Origin of the sequence: Streptomyces sp. NPDC051219 (genome assembly GCF_040682335.1) — a bacterium.
GTDB lineage: Bacteria > Actinomycetota > Actinomycetes > Streptomycetales > Streptomycetaceae > Streptomyces.
Map to the genome: position 1 here is coordinate 12,824 of NZ_JBFBAS010000018.1, position 18,988 is coordinate 31,811.

The 18,988-nt window shown below is 70.7% G+C and carries 17 protein-coding genes, 2 tRNA genes and 1 pseudogene; 13 read left to right on the forward strand and 7 right to left on the reverse strand.

Features of this window, described 5'->3' with window-relative positions; genetic code table 11:
- Window positions 1-26: 26 nt before the first annotated feature.
- Window positions 27-3,497 (reverse strand): ThuA domain-containing protein, encoded by a 3,471-nt coding sequence (locus AB0M62_RS21005; protein WP_366075772.1) that lies wholly within the window; start codon window positions 3,495-3,497, stop codon window positions 27-29.
- A 246-nt stretch (window positions 3,498-3,743) separates the two neighbouring features.
- On the opposite strand from AB0M62_RS21005, the pseudogene AB0M62_RS21010 reads away from it, so the two are divergent.
- Together AB0M62_RS21010 and AB0M62_RS21015 are read left to right on the forward strand one after the other, a co-directional pair.
- Window positions 3,744-4,054: pseudogene (locus AB0M62_RS21010) on the forward strand (alpha/beta hydrolase); the annotation flags it as partial.
- Between the two features lie 125 nt (window positions 4,055-4,179).
- Window positions 4,180-4,542 carry an MmcQ/YjbR family DNA-binding protein gene (locus AB0M62_RS21015; protein ID WP_366075773.1) on the forward strand — a complete coding sequence of 121 codons (363 nt, stop codon included), beginning with the start codon at window positions 4,180-4,182 and terminating at the stop codon, window positions 4,540-4,542.
- Window positions 4,543-4,551: 9 nt separating this feature from the next.
- Here the strand turns inward: AB0M62_RS21015 and AB0M62_RS21020 are convergent, their stop codons facing one another.
- Window positions 4,552-5,451, reverse strand: coding sequence for a transketolase C-terminal domain-containing protein (locus AB0M62_RS21020; protein WP_366075774.1), 900 nt, complete (start codon window positions 5,449-5,451; stop codon window positions 4,552-4,554).
- A gap of 36 nt (window positions 5,452-5,487) precedes the next feature.
- Complete coding sequence (locus AB0M62_RS21025) at window positions 5,488-6,192, reverse strand: transketolase (RefSeq protein ID WP_366075775.1); 705 nt, start codon at window positions 6,190-6,192, stop codon at window positions 5,488-5,490.
- 148 nt (window positions 6,193-6,340) lie between these two features.
- Between AB0M62_RS21025 and AB0M62_RS21030 the strand changes: the two genes are divergently transcribed.
- Window positions 6,341-6,414: transfer RNA gene (locus AB0M62_RS21030), tRNA-Pro, on the forward strand.
- Window positions 6,415-6,660: 246 nt separating this feature from the next.
- Here AB0M62_RS21030 and AB0M62_RS21035 read toward each other — a convergent pair.
- On the reverse strand, window positions 6,661-9,660 hold the full coding sequence (locus tag AB0M62_RS21035; RefSeq protein ID WP_366075776.1) for a BTAD domain-containing putative transcriptional regulator: 3,000 nt from the start codon (window positions 9,658-9,660) through the stop codon (window positions 6,661-6,663).
- Window positions 9,661-9,842: 182 nt separating this feature from the next.
- Between AB0M62_RS21035 and AB0M62_RS21040 the strand changes: the two genes are divergently transcribed.
- The 4 genes from AB0M62_RS21040 (at window position 9,843) to AB0M62_RS21055 (ending at window position 12,567) form a co-directional block, all read left to right on the forward strand.
- Window positions 9,843-10,163, forward strand: a complete 321-nt coding sequence (locus tag AB0M62_RS21040; protein ID WP_366075777.1) for a hypothetical protein — start codon at window positions 9,843-9,845, stop codon at window positions 10,161-10,163.
- A gap of 38 nt (window positions 10,164-10,201) precedes the next feature.
- Entirely contained in the window at window positions 10,202-10,486 is a 285-nt protein-coding gene (locus AB0M62_RS21045; RefSeq protein ID WP_366075778.1) for a hypothetical protein, read from the forward strand.
- A gap of 177 nt (window positions 10,487-10,663) precedes the next feature.
- Entirely contained in the window at window positions 10,664-11,803 is a 1,140-nt protein-coding gene (locus tag AB0M62_RS21050; RefSeq protein WP_366075779.1) for an aminotransferase class V-fold PLP-dependent enzyme, read from the forward strand.
- Window positions 11,800-12,567, forward strand: coding sequence for a cobalt-precorrin-6A reductase (locus tag AB0M62_RS21055; protein WP_366075780.1), 768 nt, complete (start codon window positions 11,800-11,802; stop codon window positions 12,565-12,567). The genes AB0M62_RS21050 and AB0M62_RS21055 overlap by 4 nt, the downstream gene beginning before the upstream one ends.
- Here the strand turns inward: AB0M62_RS21055 and cobF are convergent.
- On the reverse strand, window positions 12,536-13,291 hold the full coding sequence (cobF, locus tag AB0M62_RS21060) for a precorrin-6A synthase (deacetylating) (RefSeq protein WP_366075781.1): 756 nt from the start codon (window positions 13,289-13,291) through the stop codon (window positions 12,536-12,538). The two genes, AB0M62_RS21055 and cobF, sit on opposite strands and share 32 nt — an antisense overlap.
- An 81-nt stretch (window positions 13,292-13,372) precedes the next feature.
- Here cobF and AB0M62_RS21065 point away from each other — a divergent pair, with 81 nt between their 5' ends.
- Genes AB0M62_RS21065 through AB0M62_RS21080 form a run of 4 tightly spaced genes read left to right on the forward strand, consistent with a single transcriptional unit; the run spans window position 13,373 to window position 16,642 of the window.
- Entirely contained in the window at window positions 13,373-14,128 is a 756-nt protein-coding gene (locus AB0M62_RS21065; protein ID WP_366075783.1) for a (Fe-S)-binding protein, read from the forward strand.
- Entirely contained in the window at window positions 14,125-15,609 is a 1,485-nt protein-coding gene (locus AB0M62_RS21070; protein ID WP_366075784.1) for a lactate utilization protein B, read from the forward strand. The genes AB0M62_RS21065 and AB0M62_RS21070 overlap by 4 nt, the downstream gene beginning before the upstream one ends.
- Window positions 15,606-16,241 (forward strand): LUD domain-containing protein, encoded by a 636-nt coding sequence (locus AB0M62_RS21075; protein WP_366075785.1) that lies wholly within the window; start codon window positions 15,606-15,608, stop codon window positions 16,239-16,241. Before AB0M62_RS21070 ends, AB0M62_RS21075 begins: the two co-directional genes overlap by 4 nt.
- A gap of 14 nt (window positions 16,242-16,255) precedes the next feature.
- Window positions 16,256-16,642: a VOC family protein gene (locus tag AB0M62_RS21080; protein ID WP_366075786.1), complete on the forward strand. Its 387-nt coding sequence runs from the start codon at window positions 16,256-16,258 to the stop codon at window positions 16,640-16,642.
- Between the two features lie 12 nt (window positions 16,643-16,654).
- On the opposite strand, the gene AB0M62_RS21085 is transcribed toward AB0M62_RS21080, so the two are convergent.
- The gene (locus AB0M62_RS21085; RefSeq protein ID WP_366075853.1) at window positions 16,655-17,140 is read right to left on the reverse strand and encodes a DUF309 domain-containing protein; all 486 of its coding nucleotides are present in this window, start codon (window positions 17,138-17,140) and stop codon (window positions 16,655-16,657) included.
- Between the two features lie 183 nt (window positions 17,141-17,323).
- Between AB0M62_RS21085 and AB0M62_RS21090 the strand changes: the two genes are divergently transcribed.
- Window positions 17,324-17,397: transfer RNA gene (locus AB0M62_RS21090), tRNA-Pro, on the forward strand.
- A 284-nt stretch (window positions 17,398-17,681) separates the two neighbouring features.
- On the opposite strand, the gene AB0M62_RS21095 is transcribed toward AB0M62_RS21090, so the two are convergent.
- Window positions 17,682-18,032, reverse strand: a complete 351-nt coding sequence (locus AB0M62_RS21095) for a hypothetical protein (protein WP_366075787.1) — start codon at window positions 18,030-18,032, stop codon at window positions 17,682-17,684.
- A 405-nt stretch (window positions 18,033-18,437) separates the two neighbouring features.
- Between AB0M62_RS21095 and AB0M62_RS21100 the strand changes: the two genes are divergently transcribed.
- Window positions 18,438-18,887 carry a DUF1931 family protein gene (locus AB0M62_RS21100; protein ID WP_366075788.1) on the forward strand — a complete coding sequence of 150 codons (450 nt, stop codon included), beginning with the start codon at window positions 18,438-18,440 and terminating at the stop codon, window positions 18,885-18,887.
- Window positions 18,888-18,988: the final 101 nt, after the last annotated feature.

The following is an 18,988-nucleotide window of genomic DNA, read 5'->3' on the forward strand; positions in this document are numbered from 1 at the left end:
CAAGCCCTTCTGCCGATCCCCGGCCGTCACCGGTTCGGCCCGCTCACCTGGATCCGGACGGCTCCCGTCGTCGCGTCCCCCTTGTCGTCGGTGACGGTCAGCCGGGCGGTGTACGTCCCCGGCCGCGCGTAGGTGTGCTGCGCGGTCGCGCCCTCCGGGCCCGCGGGCTCGGTGTTGTCGCCGTAGTCCCAGTGGTACGTGGTGATCGTGCGGCCGGACAGCGTCTCGACCCTGCCGGCCAGCTGAACCGCGAGCGGGGCGGCCCCGGTCGTGGGTGCGGCCGTGACCGACACCCTTGTACCGGGGCGCTTCTCCACACCCGGGCCGTTGAAGTGCAGCCAGTCCACGGCGAAGAGGTCGGGCCGCTCCGCCGACCACTGGGGGTTGGTGAAGACCGCGTACAACGCGACAGTCCGGCCCGGATCCTTCAGCGCGACCGTCGGCGACACGACATTGCCCCAGTCGCCCGTGTACGGCACGGTCGCCCGGCCGAGCAGCGGTCCGGCCGGGGAGCCGGCACGGAATTCGATGTCACCGCCCAGGCCGCCCGAGGCCGCGCCGACCGTCACCGACCCGATCCCCTTCAGGTTCACCGGATCGAACCTGACCCAGTCGCCGTGCTCGATCTCGGTCAGCCGTTTGCCGCCCGAGGCGTCCGTGCGACTGCCGACGACCGCGCCGTGGTGAGCACCGCCCGTGGCCGTGAAGTGCTCGGCCTCGCGGAACGCCGTCCGCAGCGTCAGCGACGACGAGCCGGTCAGCGCCGGGGCACCGGTTGCGCCCCGGTCGGTGTACTGCGCGGTGATGCCGTAGTAGAGGTTCTGCCCGGGGCCGTGGCTGTCGCCGGCGTCGGTCACGATCTCCCCGGCACATCCGGTGTAGTTGTCGAGCGGATGCAGATGCGAGTCATGGCCGAGCTGGGACTGTACGACCACGCGCGAGCAGTCGATCCTCCCGTCCTCCGGGTCCTTCACCTTGACCCGGAAGGGAATGGTGTCGCCGAAGCCGAACATGCCGCCGTTCGGCGGCTGCTGGATCGTCACCTCGGGCCTGGTGTTGCCGACGGTGATGTCCTGCACGGCCAGGCCCGTCAGCTGCCGGGGGCCGGTGACTTCGAGACGGGCGCTGAACTGCCCCTTCGTACGGTAGGTGTGGACCGGGTCGGGCTCGGTCGAGTCGGTGGTGCCGTTGCCGTCGAAGTCCCAGGCGTAGGTGACGGGCTTGCCGTCGGGCAGTCCGGAACCCGCGCTGGAGAACTTCACGGTGAGCGGTGAACGTCCGTTGTCCCGGTCGGTGGTGATTTTCGCGTCCGGCAGCCGCCCGTCGGCCACGTAGTCGATGCGGTAGATTCCCGATCCTTCGTTGCTGCCGCCCCGTCCCGTACCGCTGCCGAGCCCGAAGTCGATGACGTACAGCGCGCCGTCGGGACCGAAGTCCGCGTCGAACGGCTGGTTCCACTCCATGTCCTCGAACACGCCGTTGATCGACTGGAGATCGCCGCCCCTGGCGGGCGGGAACCGGGCATCGGTGAAGGTCTGGTCCTTCTTCTGGACCGAGAAGGCCTTGAACCACTTGCGGGTCAGCTCGTAGTTCAGCCACTTCCCGTCGAAGTACTCCGGAAACTTGGTGCGAGAGGTGTTGGCCGGGTCGTAGTCGTACACCGGACCGCTCATCGGACCGCCGCCGCCCGTACCCAGCTCCGGGAACCGGTCGGAGGCCGAGTACGCGTACCAGACGTTCGCGGGCTGGGCGGGCGGCAGCTCACGCAGCCCCGTGTTGTTGGGCGAGTCGTTGACCACGTTGCCGCAGTCGAACTTCGCACCGGAGGTCTTCGTCGCGAAGTCGTAGTCGCTGAAGGGGGTGTTGTCCCCGGTGCAGTACGGCCAGCCGTAGTTGCCCGCGCCGGTGATGCGGTTGTACTCGACCGTCCCTTCCGGGCCGCGGTCCGGTTTGGCCTGCCGCGCGTCCGGCCCGTAGTCGGCCACCAGCAATGCACCGCTCAGCGGATCGGTGGTGATCCGGAACGGGTTGCGCATGCCCATCGCGTACACCTCGGGACGGGTGCGGTCCGTGCCGGGGGCGAAGAGGTTGCCCGCCGGGACGGTGTACGTGCCGTCGCCCTGCGGGGTTATGCGCAGGATCTTGCCGCGCAGGTCGTTGGTGTTGCCCGAGGTGCCCTGGGCGTCCCAGGCGCGGCGTCCCTCACGCTCGTCGATGGGAGCGAAGCCGTCCGACGCGAACGGGTCGGTGTTGTCGCCGGTCGCTATGTAGAGGTCACCCTTCTTGTCGAAGGCGATGGACCCGGCCATATGGGAGTTGGCCCGTCCCTCCCCTCGCAGGGTGGGCACCGTGAGCAGCCGCTTCTCCGAGGCGGGGTCGACCTTTCCGCCCGTCTCGGTGAACCGGGAGAGGTTGATCCGGTTCTCCGTCTTGTCGGAGTGCAGCAGATAGAGCCAGTGGTTCGTGTTGAAGTCGGGGTCCAGGGCCAGACCGAGCAGGCCGTCGGACTGGCTCGTCATCTCCGGCGTGTACGCGAAGTCCAGCGCGGTGGTGACCTTCAGCGTCTTCTGGTCGATCACCTTGAGCTTGCCGGTGCGCTGGATGAAAAACACGCGGCGGTCGGGGGCGACCGCCAGCTCGAACGGGTCTGCGAGGTCGCTCGTGGCCAGCGGTGTGCGCTGGAAGCTGCCGGTCTTCGTGGCGGTGCAGTCACCGGGCTTGTGACCGGCGGCCCACTGGATGCCGCCCAGGAGGTGCTGGAGGAAACCGGCCTCCTGGAATGCCGACTCGGCATGCCCGCCGGCGGTGAACCAGGAGCGCCCGCCGTCGTAGTTCTGGCACCAGGACCACGGATGGTCCACGCCCTCGTCCAGCCCGGCGATACCGTCGCGCACCTTGATCTGGGCGAGCGTGTGCACCTTGCCGGTGGGGTTGGTGCGCCAGTTGTACCACTCCTCGGTGCGCTCCCAGAGCTCCGGGAGCCCCTTCGTGGAGGGGTGGGCGTGGTCGAGCACCTTGATCCGGCCCGTCTGTACGGCGGGGTGCTTGTCGAAGATCGCGCCTACCAGGCCCTCGTACCAGTCCCAGTCGCGCTCGCTGGCGGAGGCGGCGTGCAGTCCGACCCAGCCGCCGCCCGCGCGAATGTACGTCTGGAGCGCGGCGCGCTGATCCGCGTTCAGCAGGTCGCCCTTCTCCGGTGTGGAGTTGGTGTTGTTGAAGACGATGGCCTGGAAGCGGGCGAGGTTGGCGTCGGTGAAGGCCGTGGCGTCGTCGGTGGCCTCGACCTCGAAGCCGTTCTCGTTGCCCAGGTTTTTGATCGCTGCGACGCCGGCCGGTATGGAGTCGTGGGCGAAGTTCGTGACTTTGGAGAAGACGAGAACACGGAACGGTGCTGCATCGGCGGGGGGCGGGGAAACCGTCCCGAGTCCGAGGAACAGGGCCAGAACTGACGTGACGACGGAGATGGGCCGGAGGAATCTTCGCTTCGGACGACTCATGGGCGCTCCCGGTGCTGGTGAGGCGGCTGCGGGGATAGAAAGCGCTTTCTAAAGTGCGTCGTTCAGCGTAGGTTGTCGGGCTCCGGGGGGTCAATGGGTGCGGAGTGGGTGCTGTGGCACGGGAGTTGGGCGCTGCGGCGGCGGGAGTGGCAGCTGCGGTAGGGGAGTTGACAGAAACCGCATGAGCGGTGCGCGGCGGGGGGAGGGTCGGGAGACAGACCCGGCCATCCGAAGGAGGCGCGACACATGACTCTCCGCCCGTCGACCGGTACCACCCATACCGCGGGCTTGCTGAATGCCGCGGACGGCGTACAGTTCGCGACGTACAGCTGGCTGCCCGACCACGGCAGGCCCCGCGCCCTGGTTCAGATCGCGCACGCCGCCGCGGAACACGCCCTGCGCTACGACCGGTTCGCCCGTCACCTGGTGGCCCACGGTAACGGGTGATCGCCTCCGACCACCGTGATCACGGTGCCACCGCCGCTGCCACCGGTGGCTGGGGAGTGACCGGGGAGGACGGCTGGCGCGCGATCGTCGACGATCTCAAGGGCGTCGGGTGGCTCGACAAGCGGGTATGACCGGGCGCGGGTCATGGCCGGGGGCGGTTCTGGCCGGGCGACTGTCAGTGGGCACGGCTACGGTCGTTTCCGGACCGCAGTTCCCGCCGGAACGGAGACGCTGGATGGCCACCGCCGACGATGTACGTACGATCGCGCTCTCACTCCCCGACACCTCGGAGAAGCTTTCCTGGGGCATGCCCACGTTTCGCGTCGCGGGCAAGATCTTCGCCGCCCTCGGCGACGACGACGCGTCGATCGGCTTCAAGTGCCCCAAGGAGGACCGGGCCGAGCTGATCGCCGCGGAGCCGGAGAAGTTCTTCGTACGGGAAGGGCACGACGACAACTACGCCTGGCTGCGGGTGAGGCTGGCGGTCCTGGAGGACGCGGGCGAGCTGCGGGCGATTCTCGTCGACTCCTGGTTGCAGGCCGCCCCGCGCAGACTGGCCGACGCGCACCCGGATTTGGGGAGGTCCGCGGCGAGCTGAGCCGGTCCGTCACCGGCTGAGGAAACCGTTGATCCGCTCGCGCAGCGTGGTCGCGTCCAGACCGTGGGCCGCGAGGTGCTCGGGCAGCTGTCCGTAGCGGCGCAGCTCCTGGCGCTGTACGCCGAGTCCCAGCACCCGGTGCGGGATGTCGTTGAGCGCGTCGCCCGCTGCCCCGCTCGACGTGCCCGCCAGATACGGCTCGACGATCACGACGTCCGCACGCCCCCTGCCGGTCGCCGCCCGCACAGCGGCGCCGTCGAAGGGGCGTACGGTCGTCGCGTACAGCACGCTCACATCCAGCCCCTCGACGGCCGCGAGGACGTTGTCGAGCATCGGGCCCACGGCGACGACCACCCCGTCGCGCCCCTCGCGCACGCTCAGCAGACCTGCCCCGTCGACCGGCCGCGCGGCCGCGTTGGACTGCATCGACAGTCGGACGTACACCTTGTCGTCCCCGGCGGCCGCGGCGTGCCGGAGAAGCGTCTCTGCCTCGTCGGGATGGCCCGGCACATGTACGGTCCAGCCGTCCAGAGTGTCGAGCAGCGCCACATCGCCGGGTGCCATGTGCGTGAATCCGCCGGCCGGCCAGTCGTAAGAACCGCCCGCGCTGACCAGGATCCCGCCCACGCCCTGATGGCCGAAGTCCAGCTTGACCTGCTCGAAGGGCCGCTCGACGAGGAAGGCGGCAAAGGTGTGCATGACCGGCCGCATCCCGGTGAGGGCGAGGCCGCCGCCCGTACCGATGAGCAACTGCTCGCGGATGCCGACGTTGATCACCCGGTCTGGGTGCTTGTGCTGAGCCTGCCGGAAGCCGTCGGCGCCGATGTCGGCGAGCACGAGCGCGAGCCGCGGGTCCTCGTCGAGCAGCCGGGAGACGGTGGACGTGAAACGTTCACGCATGGTGTCCATGGGGGGAAGAACCTTTCGGAGAAGTCGTCCGGCGAGTCAGGAGCTCTTGGGCTCGACGCGGGCCACCACGGCGCGCGGCCGGCCGGGATGCGGGGCCGTGAAGGCGGCATGGAGGGCCGTGTGGTCGCGGCCGTCGACGGTCTCGGCGGACCATCCGGCAGCCTCGAAGCGGGCCGCGATGCCGCCGGGCCAGCCGTGGGTGGACGAGGCGTTGTCGATCACCAGGGTGTGCAACCGCGCCAGACCGGCCGGGCCCGCGTATGCGAGCGCCTCGTGGTTGCTGCCTTCGTCCAGCTCGGCGTCGCCGACGAGGACCCACACACGGGGATCGGTGAGTCCCTGTGCCCGCAGCCCGAGCGCGGTGCCCACGGCGAGTGGCAGCCCGTGGCCCAGGGAGCCGCTGCCGATCTCGGCCCCGGGAACGAGAACGCGGTCCGGGTGGTGGCCGAGGGGGGAGTCGTAGGACCCGAAGCCCGGCAGCCACTCGACCGGGAAGAACCCCTTGGCGGCGAGCACCGTGTAGTAAGCCATCGGGCCGTGACCCTTGGAGAGCAGGAAGCGGTCCCGGTCGGCGGCCCCGGCAGTCGCGGGCGTCACCCGCAGCACCCGGTCGTACAGCACCCAGAGGGCGTCGAGGGTGGATGTGGCGGCCGGACCGTGCTTCTCGTCGCCCGTCATGAGGCTCATCAGCGCGGGCAGGTCTTTGTAGCGGTACGGGCCGGCGAACGTCGTGTGTGTCATGCGTAGACCCTGCAACCTCAAGTTTGATTGAGGTCAAGAGCGGGCCGTACGGCGAGGGGCGAGTTGAAACCGGTGCGCGACCACCCGGGGAAGTGCGGTATTGTTTCCGTGCGCGTTCGGTCGGGGGAAACCCCAGGTCAGCGGGCATCGGGACGTGGCGCAGCTTGGTAGCGCACTTGACTGGGGGTCAAGGGGTCGCAGGTTCAAATCCTGTCGTCCCGACTTGCGAAGTTGCAGGTCGGAGGCCGTGTCGGAGTGATCCGACACGGCCTCGTGATCGTTTGTGGGGCTGCGGTTGGGAAACGCGCCGCTCAGGCGCCTCAGCCGAGTCCCGTGTCCCGGCGGTCGGTCCGCTCAGGTCGGTGCCCACTCGAGCCATCAGCATGGGCGCGCCGCGGCCGTGCTGCCGCACCACCCACGAACACCCCGGGGGCCACACGGCTGCACCCGGGCTCGCGCACCGTTGCATCAGTGAGCGGCCGGCGCGAGGTGGCCGCCCAACCTGCGCCGGGACGGGGTGGTTGCCGGGCGCAGGTCGGGGGACAGGCCGAGGGCGGCGCGTAGGGCTGTCGCCTCGTGACGCGCCCGGTCGCCGGGGCCGTCCTCCTCGTGGATGTCGGCGAGGACGTCGAGCGTACGCGCGGTCCAGTAGGGGGAATCGAGCCGCCGCCAGATCGCCAGCGACTGCCGGGCAGTTTCCTTGGCCACGGTGCGGCGCCCGGCGTGCAGGTGCAGGTCGGCCAGTGCGCGCAGGGTGATCGCTTCGCCGAAGCGTTCACCGAAGCGGCGATAGGCGGCCAGACAGCCGTCCAGGATGCCCTCGGCGCGCTCCGTGTCGCCGTACACGTCGGTGAGATGGCCGAGCCACTGCAGGGCGTGCACCTCGCCGACATGGTTCTCCTGCCCGGCGGCGATACGGCGAGCCAGCTCCAAGTGCCGGCGGGCGGCGGCAAGCCGGCCGGAGGCGAGTTCGACGAGGCCGATGCAGCGCTGCGCCGAGAACTCGCCCATGGGGTAGTCGGCCGTGCGTGAGAGCGCCAGCGAGCGTCCGAACGCGATCCGCGCGGCGCTGGTTTCGCCGCGCTCCAGATGTACCGTGCCGAGCGCGCACAGTGCGTAGGCTTCCGCGCGCGCGTTGCCGGTCGCCCGCGCGCCCGAGATCCCGCGTTCCAGGCAGAGCGCCGCCTCGCGGTATCGGCCTCGCAGCCGTAGCAGGACCCCGAGGCCCACGGCGGCCGCTGCCTCCCCCGGATCCGGTTGCCCGCGCCGTGCGTAGGCGTCCAACGATCGCCGGAAGCAGGCGATGGCCTCGGCGTAGCGGTCCTGCGCGGTGTTGAGTTCACCAAGCCCTCGATGCATGACGGCCTCGCCGAGCCGGTCGCCCGCCGCGCGTGCGGAGGTGAGCGCCGTCTCGTGGGTGTCCCGCCAGTCGTCGAAGTGAGCCGCTGATTCGAAGTAGTCGGCCAAGGCCGCGGCGAGCCGCCAGGCTGTGCCGGGCTCGGCCTGGCGCACAAGCGCGCACAGGGTGGTCCGTTCCGAGCTCAGCCAGGCCAGTGGCCGAGCCGGCAGACCGCCGGCGTGGTGCGGCTGCCAGGGGGGCGTCGGGGTGGGTACGGGGCCGGCCAAGCCGGAGGTGAGCATTCGGTCGGCGCGCTGAGCGAGTTCGAGGTAGGCAGCGCACACCCGGGCGAGTGCGGCGGCCTGTTCGTGCGGCGGCTCGTGCGCGGCGGCCTGCTCCTGCGCGCACAACCTCACGAGGTTGTGCATGCGGAAGCGCGGTTCTCCCGTGGCGTCGGGCGCGGCGACCTCCAGCAGCCGGTTGTCGACGAGCTGGTCCAAGGCGCGTTCAGCTTTCGCAGGCCCGCAGCCGAGGAGCGCGCCGACAACCCAGCCCGGAACCGTAGGAGCGGACAGCACGCCGAGTAGCCGGAATGCGCGTTCCGCGCTCGGTTCGAGGACCTCGTAGCTCAGCGAGACGCTGGCCCGTACCTCCAGATCCCCGGCGACCAGCTCGTCCAGGCGTCGCCGCTCGTCGGCGAGCGCGTCCGCGATGCGGGCGGGGGAGAGATGGGGGCGGGTGGCCAGCCGCGCGCCGACGATGCGCAGTGCGAGCGGGAGATTCCCGCACTGGCGGGCGATGCGGGCGGCGGCGTCGGGGGAGTGCCGCGTACGGTCGTCGCCGGCAGCGCGTGCCAGAAGTGTGAGCGCCTCGTCGTCGGGGAGCAGACCCAGGTCGATGCGGAGGGCACCCTCCAGGCCCGCAAGACCAGAGCGGCTGGTGATGAGGATGGCGCTGTCGCCTGTGCCGGGCAGCAGGGGGCGCAGTTGCTGTTCGTTGTGGGCGTTGTCGAGGACGACGAGAACGCGGCGGTCGGCGAGTTCTGAGCGGTAGCGCCGGGACCGTTCCCCGAGCCCTTCGGGGATGGCGGCGCCGCTCACGCCGACGGTTCTCAGCAGGGAGACGAGGATGTCGCCGGGCTCGGCAGGGCGATGGGAGGAGGTGCGCAGATCGGTGTAGAGCTGGCCGTCGGGAAAGGAGCCGCGCAGCAGATGTGCGGCATGCACGGCGAACGAGCTTTTGCCGACCCCGGCCACCCCCGTGACGACGACGATGCGCGGCACGCTCGCATTCGGGCTGCCGAGCAGGCCGAGCATTCGGTCCAAATGCGCCTGCCGCCCCACGAAATCCGGTAGTCGGGGCGGTAATTGGCGCAGGGGATGGTGCTTTTGGCGCTCGGCGTCGTCGAGTACGGTCTTGAGCGCCTCCTGCAGCCTGGCGCCCGGCGCGACCCCGAGTTCGTCGAGCAGGAGTCGGCGGGCCGAGGCGTACGCGTCCAGGGCGTCCGAGCGGCGCCCCGAGCGATGCAGCGCGATCATCAAAGTGGCCCACATCGGTTCGTGCAGCGGCTGCTCGGCCAGCACGGCCCCCAGCTCCGCTGCCAGTTCGCCGTGCATGCCGACGGCGAGTTTGGCCTCGGCCAGAGCCTGCCGGGCGGTCAGCCGACACTCCTCCAGACGCGCGGACTCGGTCAGGACCGACATCGTGGGCGGTACGTCACCAAGGGCCCGTCCGCGCCACAACCCCAGGGCCTCGGCCAGAGTGCCGACGGCTTCCTCCGGTCGCCCGTCGGCCAGCGCGGACTGGCCGGCCGCGGCGAGAGCGGCGAACCTCCCGGCATCCGTCTCACCCGGGCACACGGAGAGTTCGTAGCCGCCGGACCGGGTGAGCAGGGCGCCTTCGGCCGTGCCCAGGGCCCTGCGGAGCCGGTGCACGTACACCTGGAGGGATTTCGCCGCCGACCTGGGAACCTGATCGCCCCACAGCTCGTGCACGAGAGCGTCGGTGGAGACGAAGTGGTTGGCGTTGATGAGCAGGAGACCCAGTACCGCCCGCTGTTTGGCCGCGTTCAACGAAGTCCACTGCGTGCCGTCGAAGACATCGAGCCGCCCGAGGATTCGGTAGCGCATCACACCGCCCAGGTCGCGGTCAGAAGGTTCGGTCGGGGCCCGGGATGGCCTGCCGGTGACCGAAGTGAGCATGTCAAGGCGCGCAACCGTTGCGCAACCACCGCGCAACGCCTCTGCTCCAGAACTGACCTGCGAGCGCCCCTGACCCCCCACCCAACTGATGTGATGCTGGGAGCATTTGCATGAAGAAGAACCTTCGGCAGGTCGTTGTGGCCTGCGCTCTGGTGACCGGTTCCCTGGTGGTCACCTCCCCGACCGCGTACGCGGAGCCCACCACGCCGGAACACGCCGTCATCGTGTGTGACAGCGCCAGCCTCTTCGGCAACTACGACAGCGCGAACGGACCGACCGGCCTGAAGCGCACGCTGTTGCGCGGCAACAAGGTCGGGCACACCCGGGGAGCCCACCCGGTCTACAACGGCTGGGCGGCCACGTTCGACTTCGGCCCCAACGACTGGGGATATGTCCGCCACGAGTGCCTTGGCGGCTTCGGCTCCTGGTAAGTCCCCCGCAGCCCTCAGTACCCTCGAAGGAGTCGTTGATGAAACGTACCGCTCTGCGTGCCGCCGTCCTGCTGGGCTTCGCGCTGGCCGCCACCCTCACCGTCACGCCGGCCCAGGCCGCGAACGGAACCGTCGGGGAACGCGAGACCGTCTGCGCCACTGATCTCTTCGTCCGTGTGACCGCCCCCCACGGAGCCTGGATGGGCACGCTCTACAAAGGGCAGACCTTCCTCGTCGAGAAAGTGAACGGGGACTGGGTCTACGGCTTCGCCTACGGTGACATCAACCGGCGAGGCTGGGTCCAGAACGGATGGTTCTGCTGACCCACGTCAAACGCGGGGGCAGCCGGCGAACAGCGTGACCCGGAGCCGTCGCGGTGAGCATCCGCGCGGAACAGCCCCGGTTATCGGGTGCTGTTCCGCGTGTCCGGGGCCGGTCCTCAGACGGTTGTCCTGCCCCCGAGGCCGCTCTCGCGCCGGATGACTACGCTGAGGCCCACCATGCCTCACTCCTTTCCCGGTGGTCCCGGCCTGTTCCGGCTCGACCCCGCCGTCGCCCACCTCAACCACGGCTCCTTCGGCACCGTCCCGGCCCCCGTTCAGGCCGCGCAGGGCGCCCTGCGCGAGGAGCAGGAGCGCGACCCGGACGCCTTCTACCTCGCCGTGCCGGACCGGGTGGCCGAGGCACGGGCGCGAATCGCCGCCCACCTCGGGGCGGAAAAGGACGGGATCGCGCTGATCCCGAACGTCACCGAGGGCATCAACGTCGTACTGAACAGCCTGCGACTGGACACCGAGGACGAGGTACTGGTCACCGACCACGGCTACGGCACGGTCAGCGAGGCCGCGGGCCGCCGCGCCCGGCTGCGGACCGTGTCCCTCGGTCCGGACGCACCCGACGAGGAGGCGGTACGAGAACGCGTCCTGGCCGCCGTCACCGGCCGCACCAAGGTCGCCGTACTCGACCACATCACCTCGCCCACCGCCCGCATCGTCGCGGGGCCGCGGCTGCTCGCGGCCCTCGCCGAGCGCGGGGTCACCACGGTCGTCGACGGCGCCCACGCCCCCGGAATGCTCCCGCACCCGCTGGCCGGCGCCCCCGACTTCTGGTTCGGCAACCTGCACAAATGGGCGTACGCGCCACGCGGCACCGCCGTCCTCGCGGTCGCCCCCCGGTGGCGGGGGCTCATTCGCCCCCTCGCCCCGTCCTGGGAGGACCACCACGGCTTCCCGCGCTCCCTCGAGTGGCGCGGCACGATCGACTACACCCCCTGGCTCGCCGCCCCCGACGGCCTGGACCTGCTGGCGCGCCTGGACGCGCGGAGGGTCCGCGCCCACAACTTCGCCCTCGTCGCACACGGGCAGCACCTGCTGGCCGAACGCGCCGGCCTGCGTCCGCTGCCGTACTCCGAGGGTGTGGCGATGCGCGCGCTGCGCCTGCCGCCCGGCGTCGCCGAGACCCGTGACAGCGCGCACGCCCTGCTGCGCGAGATCGCGGACCGCCTGCGGACCCGGGTACTGGTGTGGCCCTGGCCGGGCGGCGGGGGCCTGCGGATCTCCGCGCAGATCTACAACCGTCCACGCGAGTACGAACAGCTGGCCACGGGCCTCGCCGCCCTGCTCGACGGCCGCCGCCCATGACCGCCCACGTCCTGATCCTCGGCGGCACCGCGGAGGCCCGCCGACTCGCGCAGGAGCTCGCCGGCCGCCCCGGCCTGCGCGTGACGAGCTCGCTCGCGGGCCGGGTGGCCGAACCCAGAATGCCGCCGGGGGAGATCCGGGTCGGCGGGTTCGGCGGCGTCGCCGGGCTCGCCGGCTGGCTGCGCGCGCACGAAGTGGCCGTTCTGGTGGACGCCACCCACCCGTTCGCCGAGACCATGAGCGCCCATGCCGCCGAGGCGGCCGCCCGTACGGGAACCGAACTGCTGGCGCTCAGCCGCCCCGGCTGGGAGGCGGGCCCCGGCGACCGCTGGCACTGGGCCGCCTCACTCGCCGAGGCCGCCGCTCTGCTGCCCGCGCTCGGCACCCGGATCTTCCTCACCACAGGGCGGCTCGGCCTGGCCGCCTTCGCGGACCTCGGCCGGCTGCGCTTCCTCATACGGTCGGTGGAGGCGCCCGAGCCGCCGCTGCCGCGGCACACCCGAGTCCTTCTCGACCGGGGGCCGTACACCGTCGCGGGCGAGCGCGAGCTGCTCCGTACCCACGCCATCGACGTCCTCGTCACGAAGGACAGCGGCGGACAGGCCACCGCGGCCAAGCTCACCGCCGCCCGTGAACTCGGCGTGCCCGTCGTCGTGGTGCGCCGCCCCGCCCGTCCCGCCGGTGTCACCGTGGTGACCGGCGTCGCGGAGGTGCTCGACCGGATCCGCCGGATCAGCCGCGCCGCAGCAGATACGTGTCCATGATCCAGCCCTTACGGGCACGGGCCTCGGCGCGCAGTTCCTCGATCCGGTCGCAGACGTCCGCGAGCCGCCCCGACACCAGGATCTCGTCCGGGGTGCCCACGTACGCGCCCCAGTAGATGTAGAGATCCTGGTCGAGATGGCGAGTGAAGGCCTGCCGGGCGTCGAGCATCACGACCACGTCGTCCACGTCCTGCGGCCAGCCCTCGGCGAGCCGCCGGCCGGTGGTGATCTGCACGGGGCGCGCCACCCGGTTCAGCCCGGTCCGGTGCCGGGCGAGCAGCGCCGAGACACTGCTGATGCCCGGGATCACCGCGTGGTCGAAGGCCACCGCTCCCCGGTCGAGGATCTCCTCCAGGATGCCGAGCGTGGAGTCGTAGAGGGCCGGATCGCCCCAGACGAGGAACGCGCCGCACTCGTCCTCGGCCAGATCTTCCGTGATGAACCGCTCGTAGAGGTCGGCCCGGCGGCGCCGCCAGTCGTCGACGGCGGGGGAGTAGTCGGAGGTCTTGCGGTCCCGCTCCGGATCGCGTGCCTCGACAAGACGGTACGGGCGGTCCTCGATGTGGGCGTCCAGGATGTCGCGCCGCAGCCGGGTCAGATCGGACTTCTCCTCGCCCTTGTCGAGGATGAAGAACGCGTCCGCCTCGTTCAGCGCCTTGACCGCCTGCAGGGTCAGGTGGTCAGGGTCGCCCGCCCCGATGCCGATGACATAGATCTTTCTCACGCCGTCGAGTCTGCCCCATTCGCCCGTCCGCCCCCGTCGTGGGGGCTGCCACGGCCCAGAGGTGCGACATATCCTCCGACCATGCGCGTCGCCCTGTTCGTCACGTGCGTCAACGACGCGCTCTTCCCGGACACCGCAATCGCCGTCGTCAGGCTGCTGGAACGGCTCGGTGTCCAGGTCGACTTCCCCGTCGCGCAGACCTGCTGCGGCCAGGCGCAGTACAACACCGGCTACCGGCACGAGACCGAGCCCCTGGTCCGCCGGATGGGCCGGGCCTTCGAGGGTTACGCGTACATCGTCACCCCCTCCGCGTCCTGCGCGGCGATGGTCCGGGACAACTACCCGCGGATCGGCCGGAAGGCCGCGGCCGAGGGCCGGGGCGGGGAACTCGCCGAGGTGGCGGACTCGCTCGTCCCGCGCGTGTACGAGCTCACCGAGTTCCTGGTGGACGTCCTCGGCGTCACGGACGTCGGCGCGTACTACCCGCACAAGGTCACCTATCACCCGTCCTGCCACGGGCTGCGCCTGCTCGGACTCGGGGAGCGGCCGCGCAGGCTGCTGGGGGCGGTCAGGGGGCTGGAACTCGTCGAGCTGCCGAACGCGCAGGAGTGCTGCGGTTTCGGCGGCACGTTCGCCGTCAAGAACCCCGACGTCTCGGCGGCCATGGGCGCGGACAAGGCACGCAGCGCCGTCTCGACCGGCGCCGAGGTGCTCTGCGGAGCCGACAACTCCTGTCTGATGCACATCGACGGCATCCTGCGGCGTCAGGGAGCGCCCCTGCGGGCGGTGCACCTCGCGGAGATCCTGGAGAGCACCGAAGAGGAGCCCCACGCGTGAGCGGTACTCACCTCGGCATGCCGTCCTTCCCCCTGGCCGCCCACGACGCCCTCCGGGACCAGAGGCTGCGCGGCAATCTGCGGCACGCGACGCACACGATCCGCGACAAGCGGGCCAAGGCGGTCGCGGAGCTGGACGACTGGGCGCGGTTGCGTGAGGCCGGCCGGCAGATCAAGGACCACACGCTGCGTCATCTCGACCGGTATCTGGTCCAGTTGGAGGAGTCGGTCACCGCGGCCGGCGGCACCGTGCACTGGGCGGCCGATGCCGCCGAGGCCAACCGCATCGTCGCCGGCCTCGTGGGGGCGACGGGTCACCGCGAGGTGGTCAAGGTCAAGTCGATGGCCACCCAGGAGACCGGCCTCAACGAGGCGCTGGAGGCCGAGGGCATCGACGCGTACGAGACCGACCTCGCGGAACTGATCGTGCAGCTGGGCGACGACCGGCCCTCGCACATCCTCGTCCCGGCCATCCACCGCAACCGCGGCGAGATCCGGGACATCTTCCGGAAACGGATGGGAAGTTGGGGCCGGCCGGCGCCCGAGGGGCTCGGCGACACCCCCGCCGAGCTGGCCGAGGCCGCCCGGCTGCACCTGCGGGAGAAGTTCCTGCGCGCAAAGGTCGGCGTCTCGGGCGCGAACTTCATGGTCGCGGAGACCGGCACGATGGTCGTCCTGGAGTCCGAGGGCAACGGCCGGATGTGCCTGACCCTTCCCGAGACCCTGATCTCGGTCGTGGGCATCGAGAAGGTGGTGCCCACATGGCGGGACCTCGAGGTGTTCCTGCAGACCCTGCCGCGGTCCTCGACGGCCGAACGGATGAATCCGTACACGAGCATGTGGACCGGCACCACCGAGGGCGACGGTCCGCAGGCCTTCCACCTCGTCCTGCTGGACAACGGCCGCACCGACACCCTCGCCGACGAGGTCGGGCGGCAGGCCCTGCGCTGCATCCGCTGCTCGGCCTGCCTGAACGTCTGCCCGGTGTACGAACGAGCCGGCGGACACGCCTACGGCTCTGTCTACCCGGGCCCGATCGGCGCGATCCTTAGCCCCCAACTCCGCGGCACCGCAAGCGAGATCGACGCCTCCCTGCCCTACGCCTCGTCATTGTGCGGAGCCTGTTACGACGTCTGCCCGGTCGCCATCGACATCCCGGAAGTCCTGGTCCACCTGCGCGAACGCGTGGTCCAGGGCGGCGCCGTGACCCGCGAGGGAGTGAAGGTGACCATCAGGCCGGCGAAGGGCCACGCGGCCGAACGCGCGGCGATGCGGGCGGCCCGCTGGACGCTGGACCACCCGGCCGCGCTGCGCGCGGGCCAGCGGCTCGCGTCCCGTACCCGCCGCTTCCACCCCAGGCGGCTGCCCGGCCCGGGGCGCGCCTGGACCGCCACCCGGGAGCTGCCCGCGCTGCCCGCCGAGTCGTTCCGCGACTGGTGGCAGCGCAACCGGGGCGAGGGACGCGCGGGAGGTACGAAGTGAGCGGCGGCAGGGAGCGGGTACTGGGTCGGGTGCGGCGGGCACTGGAGGGGGTGGAGCGGGACGGGACGCCGGTGGCGCGCGACTACCTCCGCGTCCACGGGAAACTCAGCCCGCCGGAGACGGTCGATCTGCTCGCGGAGAATCTGGCCGACTACCGCGCGGTCGTGCACCGGACGGACGAGGACGGGCTGCGGCCGCTGCTCGTGCGGCTGCTGGCCGAGCGGGGCTCCGACAGCGTTCTGGTACCGCCGGGGCTGCCGCCCCGGTGGCTGTCCGCCGCCGGCCCTGTCCTTGTTCCCGACCGCCCGGACTCCACCGCGAGGGAACTCGACGCCGTCGGAAGCGTCGTCACGGCCTGCGCGCTGGCCATCGCCGAGACGGGCACCATCGTCCTGGACGGCGGTCCGGACCAGGGCCGCCGCCGCATCACTCTCGTCCCCGACCACCACATCTGCGTGATCCGGGTGCCGGGGCAGGTCGTGGGGTCGGTGCCGCAGGCACTCGAACGCCTCGACCCCACCCGTCCACTGACCTGGATCTCGGGCCCGTCCGCCACCAGCGACATCGAGCTGGACCGGGTCGAGGGCGTCCATGGCCCGCGCACCCTCGAAGTGGTCCTGGTCGGCTCGTGAGCCACAATGGCCCCATGGCTCACATCGCCCTGGTGACTCTTGTCGTCCACGACTACGACGAGGCGATCCGCTTCTACACCGGGGCCCTGCGCTTCGAGATGGTCGAGGACACCCGGCGTCCCGACGGCTCCCGCTGGGTCGTGGTCCGCCCCCGCGGCGCCGGCGCCACCGCCCTGCTGCTGGCCCGGGCCGAGGACGGCGACCAGCGCGGGCGAGTCGGTGACCAGACCGGCGGCCGGGTGGGCTTCTTCCTGCACACCGAAGACTTCGACGGGGACCACGCGCGTATGACCGCCGCCGGCGTCCGGTTCCTGGAGGAGCCGCGCCACGAGCCGTACGGCTCGGTCGCGGTCTTCGAGGATCTGTACGGCAACCGCTGGGATCTCCTCCAGCCCGCCTGAACGCGTCCCGCCTCAGCCGCGCAGCCGCGGGGCCGAGCCCGCCGCCGGTACCGGCTCCGGAAGCCGGCCCAGGTGTTCCGCCAGCTCCCGGGCCCAGGCGGCGAGTCCCGCCGCATCGATTCCGTACGGGTGCTCCTTGGCGTACGGCTCGATCCCGCCCGCGCCCCTGAGCAGCAGTGTCGCGCCGCCCGACGCGTTGCCACGCGCCGCGTGCGTCAGCCCCACCGCCAGCTGCGCGAGCCCGCGCCACAGGGCCCGCTCAGCCTCCGGCCCCGACTTCCACGCGTCCTCGAACACCTCGTGCGCGTGGAACGGCATCCCGGCGTCCAGGAGCCGCTGCGCCTCGCGCAGTGTCTCGTCCGGAGTGCGCACCACGCCCTCCGGCTGGCGTGCCACCCCGTCCGCCCCGTACGGCAGCGGGCGGCCCAGACCGTCTCGCGGCCGCGCGTTGCGCGCCTTGCCCTCCGGATCGCGATCGCGTCCGTTCCGCCCTCGCATCTCGTTCACCCTCCCATCTTCACCCGCGGAGCCCCGGCTCGGCCGACCGCGGATACGACGTACGAACGTGCTGCGGCCCGTGCCGACTTCGCCGGCACGGGGGACGGGGCGGTGCAGGGCCCGGTGTGAGGTAGTGTTCTACCTGCGCGAACACGCGGGGCCACAGCCCGTGCACCCGCGCATCGGGACGTGGCGCAGCTTGGTAGCGCACTTGACTGGGGGTCAAGGGGTCGCAGGTTCAAATCCTGTCGTCCCGACTGGAGTTTCACTCCGAAGTCGCAGATCAGGGCCCTGTCTCACTTGCGTGAGGCAGGGTCCTTGATCATTTTTCGGTCAAGCAGGCGTCGGCACTCCACCGCGGGGCAGCCCCGGGACGATCACATCGGGGTGGTCCCGGTAGTGCTCGAGGAGTCCGGCCAGGACCCTGCCGGCATCCTGCGGTCGCGGAACAGGCGATCCGGCATCTGCGGCCTTCTGCCTTACGGATGTGCTGGAGGTGGGGCCTCGGTTTCTGCCGGGCCGGTGGCGGTGACCGTGCCGTTCACGCCAGTTCGTCCAGCATTCCATGCAGATGAGCCAGGGCGAGCTCTATGTCGGTGTACTTGTTCTGCCCGGCACGTGACTCCGCGGAGAGAACTCCGCAGCGGTGCACCTTCTCGAAGTCGCCATAGGGAAACTTGTACCGCCCCTTGGTCTCTTCGCCCTGTTCGTCGTCGAGGCCGAGATACCACCTCTGGTACTCGGCGAATCCATGCTGTTCCAGGTAGCTGTTCTCGTCCCGCGCGGAGGGGCGGTGCTCGCTCCAGTCGTCACGCTCGTCGAGTACGACCTGCCGCTCCTTGACCAGCTTCTTCGCGTGCTCGTAGGCCCGCTGGTTCAGCTTCACCACCACGAAGTTCACACCTCCCACGGGTCGGCGTGCTGCGCAGTTCGCGTGAAAAGTCTTCGGGACAAAGGCTCGCAGGGAGGGCGGAGAGGACGGACATTCGACTGTCCCCGCATCCCGGCAGGGCCGCCGGTGAGCTCCCATGAGCTCCCACGGCTCACATGGTTCGGTGCTTCGGGTCCCTCTCCCCGGCCAATTCTACGCGGTCCGTTGCCGGCCGCCCGTTGCCGCCGGCGGTCGTGGAGACGTCCCGCCTCTCCGGCCTGTCAGGTGAAACGCGCGCCACGGTCTTCGGCCTGGCATGCGCAGGCGGGGCCCGGGGCTGTCTGCAACGCTGGACGGGGTCATGGCCCGGCGGTGAGCACACGGTCACGGCCGGGGTGCAGTCAAGCTGGCGAGGAGGCGAGAGGCATGACCGTGATGGGTGTGTCCAGGTTCGAAAGGTTCTTCCGTGCCGCCGCGGGTCTCGACGTGGACAAGGACGATCTGAAGCGTCACAGCAACTTCGTCGACGCCAAGCTCTACGATCTCCTGCTCGTCGCCCAGGCCGCGGCCAAGGCGAACGGCCGGGACATCGTCGAACCGTGGGATCTGCCGATCACCAAGGGGCTTCAGGAGAGCATTCACCGATTCCGGAGGCTGGACCAGGAGGTCGAACTCAAGCCCATCCTTGAGCAGCTGGCTACGCACCCACCCCTCGACCGGGCGCCCACCGAGGAGACCGAGTCGCGATACCCGGAGATGGTGGGCGGGCTGAGTCTGGCTCTCGCCGAAACCTTCAAGATCATGTATCCCGACGTCAAGAACCCCCAGACCAAGCACTGGGAGGGCGCGACGGCCATCTTCGATCTGCTCCTGTAGCCGCCCCTTCCGGTTAGCGCAGATCCTCTCGCCGGCTTCGCACTGGCCGGCCCCGAGCAGGTCCGAGGCCGTGTCGGAGAATTCCGGTGCGGCCTTTCCGG